The organism is Flaviramulus sp. BrNp1-15 (genome assembly GCF_022259695.1).
In the GTDB taxonomy this organism is placed as follows: domain Bacteria; phylum Bacteroidota; class Bacteroidia; order Flavobacteriales; family Flavobacteriaceae; genus BrNp1-15.
Map to the genome: position 1 here is coordinate 1,198,038 of NZ_CP092099.1, position 16,200 is coordinate 1,214,237.

Here is a 16,200-nt window from a genome sequence, read left to right on the forward strand (position 1 = left end):
ACGCTATGAGTATAACAACAATAGATAAAAATGAAGTAAGAATTGAAAATGGTCTTTTTGAGCCTTCCAGAGTTATGTTGGATCTAAAAAACCTTAAGAAAGTATACCCAACGCCCAAAGGTGATTACACAGTTTTAGAAGATTTAAATCTTCAGATAATGAAGGAGGAATTTGTAACCATAATTGGGCACTCTGGTTGTGGTAAAACTACTATGCTTTCTATGATTGCTGGGTTAAATCCTATTTCTGGTGGTAATATTTCAGTATTAGGTAGTCATATAAAAGGTCCAGGACCAGATAGAGGTGTTATTTTTCAATCCCCTAGTTTAATGCCTTGGATGACCTCGCTTCAAAATGTTTTACTTGGTGTAAATCAAGTATTTCCAAGTGCAACTAAAGCGCAACGAAACGATATTGCTAAATATTATCTTCAAAAGGTTGGACTAGAAGATGCTTTTAATAAAAAGGCTTCAGAGTTATCTCAAGGGATGCAGCAACGTGTTGGAATCGCACGAGCATTTGCCATAAAACCTAAAGTGTTATTGTTAGATGAACCTTTTGGAATGTTAGATTCTTTAACCAGAGGTGAGTTGCAAGATATTTTAATTGAAATATGGAATAAAGAAAAAATTACAGCGGTTATGATTACTCATGATGTAGATGAGGCTATTTTTTTAGCAGACCGAGTGGTTATGATGACAAGTGGACCTAGAGCAAAAATTGGAGATATTTTAAATATAGATTTTGAAAGACCTAGAACACGCAAAGATGTTTTAGAACACAACGATTATTATAAATACAGAAAACATCTTATTGATTTTCTAGAACATTAAAACAAAAAATTGAATATAAACTAACAACTTAAAAACAAAGAACGTAATGAAAAAACAATACATAATTTTAGGACTATTACTGAGTTTTATACAATTAGCTCAAGCACAATTTACATTAGATGGAGAATTTAGACCAAGAGCTGAATACCGTCATGGATTTGGAAGCATTATACCAGAAGCTGCAGAACCAGGATTTGGTATTTCTGCCAGAGCAAGATTAAATGCTGGGTATAAGACAGAAGCTTACAAATTATACTTAAGCTTCCAAGATATTATGGTTTGGGGAGAAAACAGACAAATTTTACCTTACGATCAAAATAACTCATTTGCAGTTTTTCAGGCTTGGGCAGAACTAAATTTAGGCAGCGGATGGTCTACTAAATTAGGACGTCAAGTATTGTCTTATGACGATCAGCGTATCCTTGGAGGGTTAGATTGGGCTCAGCAAGGGCGTAATCATGATGCGGCATTAATAAAATATAAAAAAGATAAGTTTGTTTTAGACCTTGCTTTCGCTTTTAATCAAGATTATTCTAATCCTACAGGTTTTGTTAGTGTAGGTAATCAGTATAATACATCAGGTTTTTTCTCTTATAAAACTATGCAAATGGCTCATTTAAGTCAAGCTTGGGGAAATTTTTCTGGTAGTTTGTTATTAATGAATAACGGGTTTCAAAATGATGCAAGTGGTTTAAATGATGTAGCAAATTTGCAAACAATTGGTACTTATTTAAAATATAATAAAGGGGCGTTTGGTTTAGCTGCAAATGCTTATTTGCAAACTGGTGAAGCAATTTATGGAACATCATACAAAGACGTAAGTGCTTATTTGTTAGGTCTTGATTTAACTTATAAAACTTCTGATAAAGTTACTTTAGGAGCCGGTGTTGAGGTTATTAGTGGAAATGACGAAACAGATGCATCTAAAACAGGAGCATTTTTTCCATTGTACGGAACCAATCATAAATTTAATGGGTTTATGGATTACTTCTACGTAGGTAATCATGCAAATTCAGTTGGATTGTTCGATGTGCACGTAAGTGCAAACTTTAAATTAGGAGAAACATCTAGTTTATTGGTTAAGGCTTTAAATTTTAGCGGAGAACAAGATTTAGCAAGTGGAGAAAAATCGTTGGGTACCGAAATAGATTTAGTTTACAAAAAACAGTTTAAAGGGTATGCCCTTGTAGCGGGGTATTCACATTTATTTCCATCTGATGGTATGTATGAGTTAAAAGGGGTTACCGAAGCAGAAGCAGCAAGCGGACAAAATTGGGCTTGGGCAATGATAGTTATTAAGCCTAAATTTATAAACTAACAGTAATTTTTTAATTGTTTTAGTTGGCTCTGGACTTTTATTTTAAAGTTCAGGGCTTTTTATTTGATCCTTATTTAAATAAATCCTTGTATTTTTAAAATCAAATTAAAATTTTAATAAATATATTAACGTTAGTTTTTGGAATGACTTAATCATTATTAATGGAAAATTTTGATATCACAAGTAAAATAATTCTCTATATTTTCTTTGTAATAATGCTTGTTATTTTCTTGCGTTATACATTTAAAATGGTTGAAATGGCATATGTTTTAAAGTATAAAAAACCATTATATAATCACTTTTATTTTAATTTGAAAAAATTAAATAAAGAAGAGAAATCTGTTTTAAAAAATCAATTTCCATTTTATAAAAAACTTACAGATAAAGAAAAGCGTTATTTTGAGCATCGTGTATCTTCTTTCATAAAAGATAAAGATTTTATTGGTAGAGAGGATTTTGAGATTACTGATGAAATTAAAGTTCTTGTTTCTGCAACAGCAATAATGCTAACTTTTGGGTTTAGAGATTTTTATATTGATTTTATTTCAAAAATTGTTATTTATCCAAATGAGTTTTTTTCAAATACTAACAGTGTTTATCATAAGGGAGAATTTAATCCAAAATTAAAAACACTAGTATTATCTTGGGAAGATTTTAAGCTTGGGTTTGATGATGAAAATGATAATTTAAATTTAGGAATTCATGAGTTTACACATGCAATTCATTTAAGTAGTTTAAAAGATCGTGATGTAAGTTCAATTATATTTTTAGACACTTTTAAAGAACTAACAACTTTTATTTCAAGAAATGAAACCTTACGTAAAAAACTCATAGACTCAGGATATTTTAGAGAATATGCTTTTACTAATCAATTTGAATTTCTTTCAGTGCTCATAGAAAACTTTATAGAAACACCTAATGAGTTTAGAGCTTTATTCCCAGATATTTACAATAAAACCAAACAAATGCTAAATTTTAATTTCGCAGGATATTAGTGTATGATATTTATCATGAATTTTTAACTTTTAGTTTAATAATTTTAGAGGTAACAAAACTTAAAATTTAATGTCATGATACGAAAATCGCCAATTTCAATGATAATGACTGAACATGTTATTACTTTGAAAAAGAATGACAGTCTTGAAAAGGCAGAGCATCTTTTTAAAAAACATCATATAAGACATATACCTGTGGTAACAGATAATGTAGTTGTTGGAATGTTAAGTCAAACAGATTTACTTAGATTAAGTTTTACAGATTTTTCTAATGATGTAGATGGAGATACCGATGCTTTGGTTTATAATATGTTTACTATAAAACAAGTAATGAAGAGTAATATTGTTACCGTTCCGTCATCTAAATCTATAAAAGAAGTCGCAGAAATCTTGTCAACAAAAGAGTTTCATGCTTTACCTGTAGTTGATAATAACAAACTTGTTGGTATAATAACAACAACAGATCTCATTAAATATTTACTTAAACAATTTTAATTTATTTTTATATCATCATTGAATATAATGGTTAGATGATTTTTGTCATATAACTATATAAGATTTTAAGTTAACTTTACTTTGTAATTAAATTTATTAAGGATGAGACAAAGCGCGCCAGTATCAGATATAATGACTAAAAATATTATTGCATTAACAAGATCTGACGATTTACAACGAGCAGAAACTCTTTTTAACAGACACAAAATAAAGCATATGCCTGTAGTTTCTGGTGAAACTATTATTGGAATGCTTAGTTATACAGATTTAATGCGAATTAGTTTTGCTGAAACTTCAGACGATTCTAATGGTAATGTCGATTCTGTGGTATATAATATGTTTACCATAGAACAAGTTATGGTTAAAAATGTAGTTACCGTTACCAGTGATACCAGTATAAAAGAAGTAGCACAAATTTTAGCAGAACGAGAATTTCATGCTTTACCAGTAGTTGATGAAGGAACTTTGGTAGGTATAGTGACCACTACAGATTTACTATACTATTTAGTAAAACAATTTTAAGAATTAGCAATTGTTTTTAATTCTTTAATAGTTTCAGTTTGATTATTACTTTTAAAAACGTGACTACCAGCTACAAAAACATCAGCGCCAGTATCAACTAATTGTTTAATATTTTTGTTTGTAACACCACCATCAATTTCAATAATAGTAGAAGCACCTTTTTTATCAATCAATGTTTTTAGCTGTTTTATTTTATTGTACGTGTTTTCAATAAAACTTTGTCCACCAAAACCAGGATTAACACTCATAATAAGGACTAAATCTATATCATTTATAGTGTCTTCTAAAACATTAATATTAGTATGAGGGTTTAGTGCTACACCAGCTTTCATACCTTCTGCTTTAATAGCTTGTAGTGTTCTATGTAAATGTGTACAAGCTTCATAATGCACAGTTAATATATTACTTCCTAATTCAGCGAAAGTTTTAATATATCTGTCAGGATCTATAATCATTAAATGTACATCAATAGTTTTTTTAGCATGTTTTGTAATAGCTTTTAGAACAGGCATCCCGTAAGAAATATTAGGTACAAACACACCGTCCATAATATCTATATGAAACCAATCAGCTTCACTTTTATTTACCATTTCTATATCACGTTGGAGATTGGCAAAATCTGCTGCTAAAATTGAAGGTGCTATTAATTTAGAATTCATAGTTGTCTGGTTTGTATAGACAAAAATACATGTTTTACAGATTCTTTAGCCGATGGTACGAATAAAATTTTCTACCATTGTGATTACTTTATTAGCAAGTTTGTTTTCTGCATTTTTTAACCATTCAAGATATTCATGAAGTTGGTTAAATTCCTTAATATCATCAACAACGGTAAATCCAAAATTATAATCTTCAAAAATACGTTGTTCCACATCAATATTAATTACTTTAAGAATGTTCTTATGTCTAGAATCTAATCTAATTTTTTCATATGTATAATCTACATGGTCTCTTTGTCCTTCTAGTACTTGTAGAAAATTTCCATTGTGGTAAATTAAAACTCCAGTTATATTATGTTTAGCATTATTTTCCTTTGCTTTTGTGTATAAAGCTTTGAGGTTTTCTAGTGACTCATAATTTCTTGAGTCACTCATGTAACATATTGTTTTTAACATAATAGCAATTACTTCATTTAATCATGTAAAATTAGAATTCATAAAGATTTAAAAACATGACTTTTGATTGGTTTATTTAAAAAATAAACCCCCGGTAATCAGCCGGGGGTTCTTTCATCAATCAAAAAACGAACAGTTATGTGTAACTGTTTGTTACTGTAATTTAGTCGTAATTCTTATAAAAAAATTACTATCCTAAATATGTTTTCAATATTTTGCTTCTAGACGTATGTTTTAATCTACGAATAGCTTTTTCTTTTATTTGACGTACACGTTCTCTAGTTAAATCGAACGTTTCACCAATTTCTTCTAGAGTCATTGGGTGCTGGTTTCCTAAACCAAAATATAAACGAATTACATCTGCTTCACGAGGCGTTAATGTTTCTAAAGCACGCTCAATTTCTGTACGTAAAGATTCGTGTAATAATTCTTTATCTGGGTTTGGAGATTCTCCACTGTTTAGTACATCGTATAAGTTGGAATCTTCTCCTTCAACTAGAGGCGCATCCATACTTACATGACGACCAGAATTTTTCATAGACTCTTTAACATCGTTAATTGTCATATCCAATTCTTTTGCGATTTCTTCAGCAGAAGGTGGACGCTCATGACTTTGCTCTAAAAAGGCAAATGTTTTATTAATCTTGTTAATAGAACCAATTTTATTTAATGGTAAACGTACAATACGAGATTGTTCAGCTAAAGCTTGAAGAATCGATTGACGAATCCACCAAACAGCATAAGAAATAAATTTAAAACCACGTGTTTCATCAAAACGTTGAGCCGCTTTGATTAAACCTAAATTACCTTCATTAATTAAATCTGGTAATGTTAAACCTTGGTTTTGGTATTGCTTAGCTACCGATACTACGAAACGTAAATTAGCTTTTGTTAATTTTTCTAAAGCAATTTGATCTCCTGCTTTAATGCGTTGTGCTAATTCTACTTCTTCGTCTGCGGTAATTAAGTCAACTTTTCCAATTTCTTGCAGATATTTATCTAACGAAGCGGTTTCTCTATTGGTTACCTGCTTCGTAATTTTAAGTTGTCTCATTTAATGTTCTCCTGTAATTTAATTTGTGAATATTTAGGGCATTCAATAGTTATACGTAAAAGGTTTAATAAATGTTACAAAAAAATGTATGTTTTATTTAATTTCCTTCTAATATTTGGACTCATATAAATTAAAAAAGTCACATTGTAGTTGTTAAAGTGTTGTTAATTAGTGCTTATTCAAAATCAAACGCATCATTATCGATAATGATGCGCTCTCTTAATCTATTAATTTTTTGGTGCATTCTGTTAAAAAATAGCGAACGATCTTTTTCCCCTGCATTAACCAATAATTTAGAAATGCTCATTTGTTTCTCAAAAAACTCATGCATAAGTTCACATGTTGGCTGATGTTCAATTTTAAAGTAACTTATTACAGTAAAAGGCGTAAAAAACACCTTTTGATGTGGTGTTTTTACCATAACAGTGTTGCTCATTGTATGAATATCGTTAATATATAAATTATATATCGATTTATTTTTTGAACCAACTAGACATTGTTGGATAGCTTGTTTTTCTATAAGATGCACCACATCTTCAATATCTTTACAAATTAATAAAGCCAATTCTTTTGAAAGAACACCAGCTTCAAAATAGTAAAGTACTTGTTGTAAGGAACCATTTATAGTAGTGTTATTCCATATCTCAGTAATATTAATGTCTTTGTAAATTTCTCCTAATTTAAATGCGTTTTTTAGAAGGGATTCAGGAATATTTTTTACAAAATCATCAAAAGTAATTTTGCTTCTGGTCATTTCAGGATCCACATCTTTTAACCATACATACATTTTATAGCGAGATAAATAAGAGTCTTTTAATGTATGAAATAGAGGAATGTCTTTTGCAGAATAAATAATAGTAGCACTTTTTAACTTTGTTAATGGATAAACATTATTATACGATTGCTTTAGCCATAATTCTAAACCTTGTATATTATGTATTTGAGGTGATAAATCCGTAATAATTGTTGTTTTACTACCAACTTCAAACAACTTGTTTAAAGATATTTTATAATGCTTGGCAAGTTTTACGCCTTCTTCTAAAGATAAGTTGGTTTTTAGATTAATGCGTCTGTAAGCTGCATCATAACCTATATCTAAAACACTGGCTATTTCTTCAACGAATGAGGTATTGTCTTGCGCTTTAGCTTTTAGATATTGGATAAATTTTTCTTGCATTATTTCAAAAATTACAAGTAGGGAAGCAAGGTGTTTTGTGAAAAATAAGAAAAATAAATTATTCTTTTATCATTTTGATGAAACGATTATCAATTATTACAAATTAAGTTTGAAAAACTAATCTATCCTACATCTAACTAATTAAATATTGAATGTACAATTTAATACCAAGAAATTATGAATTAAAAAGTATTTGATAATAAAATAATTTTATACCTAAATTAATATTAATCTTTTAAATATGTAAATTATGAGTTTTATTTCACCAAACCAGTTGAAGGACTCTGCATCATCAGAGTTACAAATCACAGAAGAGAGCTTTTACTTTGTTGCGGTCATAGAAAAAGGAACAAAGGAAGGGGTGTTAAAAGTATGTCAAAATGGTTTAAGCGAATGGATTAATGTTCCGCTTGATATGATAGATAAAGCCAAAATCGTAGGTACTGCAAGTGGTAATGGAAACGAATACAAGGTTGCACTAATCAAATTTAAAGAACCTAAAGATTCTTTGACAAAAGTAGCATTTCAGTTACTAACCCAAATGCATTCGGCAATTTCAACTAAAGCATCAGACAAGGATTGCGAATGCAATGAAACTAAAAACAATTCAAAAGATCCAAATTCAAAAAATGAAACTGCACTGAGAAAAGGTGTTTTGGGTGGTTTAGGTAGGTTTGGCGGATTAGGTATATTTGGTTGTGAGTTTCAGTTTAAATGTTATGATTGTACTAGATGTATACCATTTACGGATTTGTGTTTCCCATCAACTTGTTGCGACTTAGTTGCTGTTAAATGTAGTATTTAATTTGTTTTTATGATTTTAGCCAAATAGTTGCTAACGTGTTTATAAAAGATTAGTTGCGTTTTAAGCCAATTCATTTGATTAGGGCAATAAACTAGAAAGAAAAAAACAAAAAAGCCTAACATCACTGTTAGGCTTTCTAATATTGCAAGATTAAAAAAACTTAATCTTCCTTCTTTTCTTCTCTAGGTTTTCTATCGTCACGACGATTATCACGTCCGCGATTATCTCTACCTCTGTTATCACGTCCACCAGAACGTTTATCATCTCTTGGTGGTCTTGCAACATAACCTTCTGGTTTTGGTAAAATAGCTTTACGAGATACTTTTTCTTTACGTGTTCTTGGATCTACACCAAAGTATTTCACATCAAAAACATCTCCCATATTCACAACGTCAGATACATTTTCTGTACGTTCCCAAGCTAATTCACTAACGTGTAATAATACTTCATTTCCTGGAGCTTCAGTATATTCTACAACAGCACCAAAATCAAGCATTTTAATAACTTTTACTTCGTAAACGCTACCAACTTGTGGTTTGAACATTAATGAATCTATTTTTGCTAAAACTGCATCAATGCCTTCATTACCAACACCTAAAACTTCAACAATACCTTCTTCTGTTACAGGATCTTCATTAATAACAATAGTAGTTCCAGTTTCTTTTTGTAATTCTTGAATTACTTTTCCACCAGGACCAATTAAAGCACCAATAAATTCGTTAGGAATACGTCTAGTTACCATTTTAGGAGCATGACCTTTAACATCTGCAGCAGGTGCAGGAATAGTATCAGTCAATTTCTCTAATATATGTAAACGACCATCACGAGCTTGTTTTAGTGCATTTACTAAAATCTCGTACGATAATCCTTTCACCTTAATATCCATTTGGCATGCTGTAATACCATCTGAAGTACCAGTTACTTTAAAGTCCATATCACCTAAGTGATCTTCATCACCTAAAATATCTGATAATACTGCATATTTTCCAGAATCAACATCGGTAATTAATCCCATGGCGATACCAGAAACAGGCTTCTTTAATTGTACACCAGCATCCATAAGTGCCATAGTACCAGAACAAACTGTTGCCATTGAAGACGAACCGTTAGATTCTAATACTTCTGAAACTACACGAACTGTATACGGACAATCCTCAGGAACCATACCTTTTAAAGCACGTTGAGCTAAATTACCATGACCAACTTCTCTACGAGATGTTCCACGAATAGGTCTTGCTTCACCTGTTGAAAAAGGAGGGAAGTTATAGTGTAAATAGAAACGCTCTTCGCCTTCAAAAGATGGCATATCTATTTGGTTTGCTTCTCTACTGGTACCTAAAGTAACAGTGGCTAAAGCTTGAGTTTCTCCACGTGTAAAAATTGCAGAACCATGAGTTGATGGTAAGTAATCTACTTCACACCAGATTGGTCTAATTTCATCAGTCTTACGACCATCTAAACGTAAACCTTCATTTAAGGTTAAATCACGAACAGCCGTTTTTTCTGCTTTACTGTAATATTTAGAAATTAATCCTCCAAAATCCTCTTGTTCTTCTTCAGAAAAAGATGCTATAATTTCTTCTTTTATTTCAGCAAAGGCAGCGCCTCTTTCATGTTTAGACGAACCTGCTTTTGCTACAGCATACACTTTATCATATGCCATGTCATGAATTTTCTTCGCTAAATCTTCATCTTCTCTTTCTGGCTCATATTCACGAGTTTCTTTTTTACCGAATGCTTCAGCTAATTTAACTTGAGCAGCACATTGTACTTTTATAGCTTCGTGTGCAAACTTGATTGCTTCAGTCATTTCTTCTTCAGAAATCTCATCCATTTCACCTTCAACCATCATTACAGAATCAGCAGATGCTCCAATCATCATATCGATGTCAGATTCTGCTAATTGAGCTCTAGTTGGGTTGATAACGAATTCACCATTAATACGACCAACTCTAGCTTCAGAAATTGGGCACTCAAAAGGGAAATCTGATAATTGAATAGCTGCCGAAGCTGCTAAACCTGCCATAGCATCTGGCATAACTTCATCATCATGAGACATTAATTGAATCATAACTTGGGTTTCGCTATGGTAATCTTTTGGGAATAACGGACGTAAAACACGGTCTACTAAACGCATGGTTAAAACTTCTCCGTCACTTGGTCTTGCTTCTCTTTTAAAGAAACCTCCTGGATAACGTCCAGCAGCAGCAAATTTTTCTCTATAATCAACCGTTAAAGGTAAAAAGTCAACATCTGCTTGTTTGTAATTGGAAACAACTGTACATAATAACATACATTTTCCAGATTGCACTACAACACTACCATGAGCTTGTTTTGCTAATTTTCCGGTTTCGATGGAGATTTCTCTGCCATCACCAAGGTCTATGACCTCTCTAAAAACTTTTGGAATCATAAATTTTTTAATTCTAATTAAACAATGGTCGTTGTGTTGTTGTGTAGTTGTTGTGTGACCAATGAAAAACTAATAATTAGCTTCTTCAATGCGAGTTTATACTCTACGCAGAGTTATATTTAAAACAAAAAAGAGGCTGTAAAAGCCTCTTTTTTTATTTTCTTAATCCTAATTCTTTTACTATGGCACGATATCTTAAGATATCTTTCTTAGTTAAGTAATCTAGTAAAGCACGACGTTTACCAACTAGTTTTACTAGAGAACGCTCAGTATTATAATCTTTACGATTGTTTTTTAAGTGTTCTGTTAAGTGATTAATTCTGTGCGTAAATAACGCAATTTGTCCTTCAGCAGAACCGGTATCGTTTTTTCCTTTACCGTGTTTTGCAAACATTTTTTCTTTTGCTTCTTTTGATAAATACATGCTAATATTATTGTAAATGATTTTTATGTACACGAAAGCCTTTCTTTCGAGCGGCAAATATAGTAAATTTTAATCATTTGAAAGAACATTTAATAAAAAGAAAAAACGCCTAATTAGGCGCTTTTTATATTATGATCTTAAAGGTTGATTTAATATTAAATCCAGATATTGATTAACCTTATTTTTCAAGTCTTTTCGTAAAGTAATAAAATCTAAAAAGCCATGTTCTAATAAGAATTCTGAGGTTTGAAATCCTTCAGGAAGTTCTTTACCTGTAGTATCTCTAACTATTCTTGGTCCAGCAAAACCAATTAGTGCACCAGGTTCACTAATATTAATGTCACCTAACATAGCAAAAGAAGCTGTGGTGCCTCCAGTAGTTGGATCTGTACAAAGTGAAATATAAGGAATTGATGCATCTGCTAATTGTGCTAATTTTACAGAAGTTTTTGCTAATTGCATTAATGATAATGCAGCTTCCATCATACGAGCGCCACCTGATTTTGAAATAACCATTAATGGTATTTTTTTCTTTAAAGAATAATCTGCAGCTCGAGCAATTTTTTCGCCCACAACGCTTCCCATAGAACCACCAATAAAAGCAAAATCCATACAAGCTACCACTAAATCTTTTCCTTTAGATTTACCAACGGCTATTCTTACAGCGTCTTTTAATTTAGTTTTCTCTTGTGCAGCTTTTAAGCGATCTGGATATTTTTTAGTGTCAACAAACTTTAATGGATCCTTAGATTCTAAGTTGGCGTCTAATTCTTTAAATTTATTATCATCAAAAAGAATTTCGAAGTATTCTTTACTACCAATTCGTACGTGATAACCATCTTCTGGACTTACATAAAAGTTTTTTTCTAACTCTTCTGTATCTACTATTTTACCAGTTGGAGATTTGTACCAAAGCCCTTTTGGGGTATCTTTCTTCTCTTCGGTAGTAGTTGTTATTCCTTTTGTTTTTCTTTTAAACCAAGACATATGATTTATGATTTTTTTAGATTATAAAATCTTTAGTATCGTAAATTGCGTTAGGGATTGTAGTGGTATTCTTTTTTGCTAAAGTGAAAAAAATATAATCTTTCGACTATGCTCATGATTAACTTCAAGCCCGACTACAAAATTAAACCTTTTTTTAATTTTGGGGTAACACCCTATTGATTTTATTAATCATATAGCTATAATTAGCTGATTAATAGTTTTGTAAATAAAAAAGGTTTTGCTTTTTGCAAAACCTTTTTGAGTTTGTTTGTAGTAAATTTACCTATGTTTATAAGGTGTTTACATTATTTAAATCTTCGAATGCCTTTTTTAATCGGGCTACAAAAGTTTTTTCTCCTTCGCGTAACCAAACTCTTGGATCGTAGTATTTTTTATTAGGTACATCATCTCCATCAGGATTTCCTATCTGACTTTTTAAATATTCAGCTTTATCACCCATATAATCACGAATACCACTCATAAATGCGTATTGTAAATCTGTATCGATATTCATTTTAATTACACCGTAGCTGATACCTTCACGAATTTCTTCAACTGTTGAACCAGAACCACCGTGAAAAACAAAATCGATATGATTGTGCTCAACACCATATTTTTTTGAAATGTATTCTTGGGAATTCTTTAAAATTTTTGGTGTTAATTTTACGTTACCAGGTTTGTAAACTCCATGCACGTTACCAAATGCAGCAGCAATTGTAAATTGATCACTTACTTTACTTAACTCTTCGTAAGCGTAAGCTACTTCTTCTGGTTGAGTGTATAATTTAGAATCATCAACATCTGTATTATCTACACCATCTTCTTCACCACCTGTAATACCAAGTTCAATTTCTAGAGTCATGCCCATTTTAGACATTCTCTTTAAATAGGTTTTACAGATTTCAATGTTTTCTTCAATTGGTTCTTCTGAAAGATCAATCATATGAGAACTGAAAAGCGATTTCCCAGTTTCTGCAAAATGTTTTTCACTGGCATCTAGCATACCATCAATCCAAGGTAGTAGTTTTTTAGCACAGTGATCTGTATGTAAAATAACAGGAACACCATAAGCTTCTGAAAGGGTATGAACATGTTTTGCGCCTGCAATAGCACCTGCAATTGCTGCTTTTTGGCCTTCGTTACTTAAACCTTTACCGGCATTAAATTGTGCGCCACCGTTAGAAAATTGTATGATTACAGGAGCGTTTAAATCTCTTGCTGTTTCTAAAACACCATTTATTGTATCTGAACCTATAACATTAACAGCAGGAAGTGCGTAGTTATTTGCTTTTGCGTGGTTAAAAATAGCTTGAACTTCCTTTCCAGTAGCAACACCTGGTTTTATATTGTGTCCCATTTTATTGAATTATTTTAATTTGTAATTAATAGGTACCAAAAGTAATCAATTTTAAACAAGTTTTTACTGATTTATGTTTTGAAAACTCTAAAAGTAAACTAAAACGTTATAGTGTAAATAGGTTAAAATGGGTAGTTTATACCAATATTATAAACAGCGTTGGCGAAGTTGTAATCGTTAAACCATCTGTTTTCATCTCTGTAAGAAGGGTCGTAGGTTTTAAAGCCAATATCGAACCTAAATACAAAAAAGCTAAAATCATAACGCAAACCAAAACCAGAGCCTACAGCTATGTCTTTTAATGAGTTAAAGCCAGAAAATGTTGCTCTTTCATCTTCTACATTATCTAAAACATTCCATATATTTCCTGTATCAATAAATAGAGCGCCATTTAAATTTTCAAAAATATTAAAGCGTTGCTCTGCACTAAATGAGAATTTTAAGTTTGCTTCGTTAAACTCGTTAGTTGTTTCAGAACTTCCCGGGCCAAGGCTATATGCTGCCCAAGCACGATTATCGTTAGGTCCACCTGCAAAAAAACTTTTAGAAAATGGTATACTATTTGAATTCCCATAGGGAATAGCGATACCTAAAAAGCTTCTTATGGCAAGCACATTTTTTCTGCCTAAATCCCAATGTTTGGTGTAATCGAATTCTGTTTTTACGTATTGTGAGTAGGCCACATTAAAAAGTTCGTAACGGCCATCGTTTTTTTCTAATCCAAGTAATCTTGATGTTGTTGATAATAGGTTTCCTGCTAGTTCTAGTTTAGCACGAAATATAGAAAAGTCTTCATCAAATAAATTGGTACGTTCATCATTTATAAAGTTAAAGCTAGAGGATAAAATTAAGTTGTTTTCAGTTAAACGCTGTTTACGTTCTTCAATACCAGAAACTGTTTTGTAATCCTCATCATTCGAATTTAGAGAGGTGTTGTCATTTACAACATCATTTATAAAAATATCAGCTTCATTTACTGGGTTTTCTGAATTTGGGAGATTTAAACTTTCATCATCATCAATATAGTTAATATCTCTGGCGATTTGATTTAAAGTATTAAAAGAATTGCTATATACTCCAAAATAATTTTCTACATTAAGATTTCTAACATATTGCATGTTGAAGACTTCTAATCTATTAGATACTTTTTGGTTTGGGTGCCAATTGTAACTTAAAATACCACTGAACGTTTGTTTGTCTAAACCAATGTTTGTTTGACTTGTTGTAGATAAATTAATTCTGGTACTTGGCGACATGTATTTTGGTACTATGCTTTCTGTGTAAAAAGGTGAAAATAGCCTGGGTATCGTTAGTTTTAAATCAACGCCATATTCATAAATATCAAAAAAAGGATCGGTTTCGCCTTTGTTAGGATCTTTAGAAGCGCCAATGGAAGCAATTCCTGATATTTCGAGTGTTTCTGCCCCTCTAAAAATATTCCTGATAAGTAAACTCGGGTTTAATGAAAATCCAACAGTTTGAATATTGCTTTGAGAAACATCAGCACTAAAACCTAAACTGAATTTTTTTAAAGGTGTTAACCTAATGGTATCAGTTAAAGTATTGTCAGAATTCTCAATATATTCAATATTAGGGTATTTAAAAGTGCGTAATTCATTTAAATATCTGTATGTTCTCGTGCGGTCTATGTCTCTAAAAATACCACCTGGATTAATAAATATGGCGTCTGTTAAAGCTTTTGGTCTAAAACGCATTTTATCATAACTGTATATTTTATAACCATTGTAATATATGGAGTCTTGAAATGGTTTACCTCTGTTTTCAAAAGTATAATCGGTTATTACATTAACATCTCTTATTTTATAAACCTCAAAAGGTTCACGTCTTATTGAATCGGGAGTCCTTATAGCTCTATTTTGAATAATGACATCCACATTAACTTTTTCGTTAGAACCAATGGTGTCCATTTCAAAAGTGATGTAATCTTGATTAAAATGATAGATACCAGAGTTACGTAATTCATTGGAAATTCTATCACGTTCCTGATCAAAATTTGAAGTTCTGTATTGGTCGTATCGTTTTATTAAAGATTCTTTTTTAATGTTTTTATATAGTGTATCAATAATTGGTGTTTTTATTGTTTCTGAGATGGTATCAATAACATAAGCGTTACCAGTATTAACATTATATTCTACTTCTGCATGCTTATCTTCATTTTTAATAATATCATAATTAGCTTCAACATCAAACCAGCCATTATTTATGTAATAATCTTGAAGTCGTTTAACAGACCTTTTTGTTTTTTCCTCATCGACAACAACAGGTGCTTCCCCTGTTTTTTTTAACCACTGATTAAATCCAAGTGCGGATTCTTTTATTTTATCAACCTGTTTTTTAGATAATGCTTTTTCTAAACGAGTTCTACGTTTAGGGTTTTTATCTAACCATGCCTCAAAAAGTGAATCTCGGTTTGGGCGTGCTAAATTAAATATATGAAGTCTTAAATTACCTATTACAGGTAACTTGCTGTTAGGTTCTTGGTATAATAAATTATTTAGGGTTTCAGTTTTGTCTTTTTTGCCATTAACAACTACTGTGTTTTTGGTGAGCAAATGCTCGTTTTCTGCAACTCGTTTTACGGTGTCACAGGACATAAACCATCCAAATAAGAGAATCAATATTAGTATTTTAAAAAAATGCTGTTTCATTAGCTAATATTGAACATACTTTTGAATTGAAGAATT

The 16,200-nt window shown here is 31.3% G+C and carries 15 protein-coding genes; 6 read left to right on the forward strand and 9 right to left on the reverse strand.

Going from position 1 to position 16,200, the window contains the following annotated elements:
• The first annotated feature begins 5 nt into the window (after positions 1–5).
• The 5 genes from MBM09_RS05345 to MBM09_RS05365 all read left to right on the forward strand — a co-directional run bounded on the left by MBM09_RS05345 (position 6) and on the right by MBM09_RS05365 (position 4,163).
• Entirely contained in the window at positions 6–833 is an 828-nt protein-coding gene (locus MBM09_RS05345) for an ABC transporter ATP-binding protein (RefSeq protein ID WP_238675812.1), read from the forward strand.
• Between the two features lie 46 nt (positions 834–879).
• Positions 880–2,151, forward strand: a complete 1,272-nt coding sequence (locus MBM09_RS05350; protein WP_238675813.1) for an alginate export family protein — start codon at positions 880–882, stop codon at positions 2,149–2,151.
• Between the two features lie 161 nt (positions 2,152–2,312).
• On the forward strand, positions 2,313–3,146 hold the full coding sequence (locus MBM09_RS05355) for a zinc-dependent peptidase (RefSeq protein WP_238675814.1): 834 nt from the start codon (positions 2,313–2,315) through the stop codon (positions 3,144–3,146).
• A gap of 75 nt (positions 3,147–3,221) precedes the next feature.
• Complete coding sequence (locus MBM09_RS05360; protein WP_238675815.1) at positions 3,222–3,641, forward strand: CBS domain-containing protein; 420 nt, start codon at positions 3,222–3,224, stop codon at positions 3,639–3,641.
• Positions 3,642–3,743: 102 nt separating this feature from the next.
• Positions 3,744–4,163, forward strand: coding sequence for an HPP family protein (locus tag MBM09_RS05365; protein ID WP_238675816.1), 420 nt, complete (start codon positions 3,744–3,746; stop codon positions 4,161–4,163).
• Here MBM09_RS05365 and rpe read toward each other — a convergent pair.
• The 4 genes from rpe to MBM09_RS05385 form a co-directional block, all read right to left on the reverse strand.
• Entirely contained in the window at positions 4,160–4,822 is a 663-nt protein-coding gene (gene rpe, locus MBM09_RS05370) for a ribulose-phosphate 3-epimerase (protein ID WP_238675817.1), read from the reverse strand. The genes MBM09_RS05365 and rpe overlap by 4 nt on opposite strands.
• Positions 4,823–4,867: 45 nt before the next feature.
• Entirely contained in the window at positions 4,868–5,257 is a 390-nt protein-coding gene (locus MBM09_RS05375) for a BLUF domain-containing protein (protein ID WP_238675818.1), read from the reverse strand.
• Positions 5,258–5,468: 211 nt separating this feature from the next.
• On the reverse strand, positions 5,469–6,332 hold the full coding sequence (locus tag MBM09_RS05380; protein WP_019387909.1) for an RNA polymerase sigma factor RpoD/SigA: 864 nt from the start codon (positions 6,330–6,332) through the stop codon (positions 5,469–5,471).
• Between the two features lie 175 nt (positions 6,333–6,507).
• Entirely contained in the window at positions 6,508–7,509 is a 1,002-nt protein-coding gene (locus tag MBM09_RS05385) for a hypothetical protein (RefSeq protein WP_238675819.1), read from the reverse strand.
• Positions 7,510–7,783: 274 nt separating this feature from the next.
• Here MBM09_RS05385 and MBM09_RS05390 point away from each other — a divergent pair, with 274 nt between their 5' ends.
• Positions 7,784–8,314 (forward strand): hypothetical protein, encoded by a 531-nt coding sequence (locus MBM09_RS05390; RefSeq protein ID WP_238675820.1) that lies wholly within the window; start codon positions 7,784–7,786, stop codon positions 8,312–8,314.
• A gap of 160 nt (positions 8,315–8,474) precedes the next feature.
• Here MBM09_RS05390 and MBM09_RS05395 read toward each other — a convergent pair whose 3' ends face one another.
• The 5 genes from MBM09_RS05395 to MBM09_RS05415 form a co-directional block, all read right to left on the reverse strand.
• Positions 8,475–10,727, reverse strand: coding sequence for a polyribonucleotide nucleotidyltransferase (locus tag MBM09_RS05395; RefSeq protein ID WP_238675821.1), 2,253 nt, complete (start codon positions 10,725–10,727; stop codon positions 8,475–8,477).
• Positions 10,728–10,881: 154 nt separating this feature from the next.
• On the reverse strand, positions 10,882–11,151 hold the full coding sequence (gene rpsO, locus MBM09_RS05400) for a 30S ribosomal protein S15 (protein ID WP_238675822.1): 270 nt from the start codon (positions 11,149–11,151) through the stop codon (positions 10,882–10,884).
• 129 nt (positions 11,152–11,280) lie between these two features.
• Positions 11,281–12,138: an acetyl-CoA carboxylase, carboxyltransferase subunit beta gene (accD, locus tag MBM09_RS05405; RefSeq protein WP_238675823.1), complete on the reverse strand. Its 858-nt coding sequence runs from the start codon at positions 12,136–12,138 to the stop codon at positions 11,281–11,283.
• A 289-nt stretch (positions 12,139–12,427) separates the two neighbouring features.
• On the reverse strand, positions 12,428–13,495 hold the full coding sequence (gene fbaA, locus MBM09_RS05410; protein ID WP_238675824.1) for a class II fructose-bisphosphate aldolase: 1,068 nt from the start codon (positions 13,493–13,495) through the stop codon (positions 12,428–12,430).
• A gap of 122 nt (positions 13,496–13,617) precedes the next feature.
• A complete protein-coding gene (locus MBM09_RS05415; RefSeq protein ID WP_370569721.1) occupies positions 13,618–16,134 on the reverse strand; it encodes a BamA/TamA family outer membrane protein in 2,517 nt (838 codons plus the stop codon).
• Between the last annotated feature and the right edge of the window lie 66 nt (positions 16,135–16,200).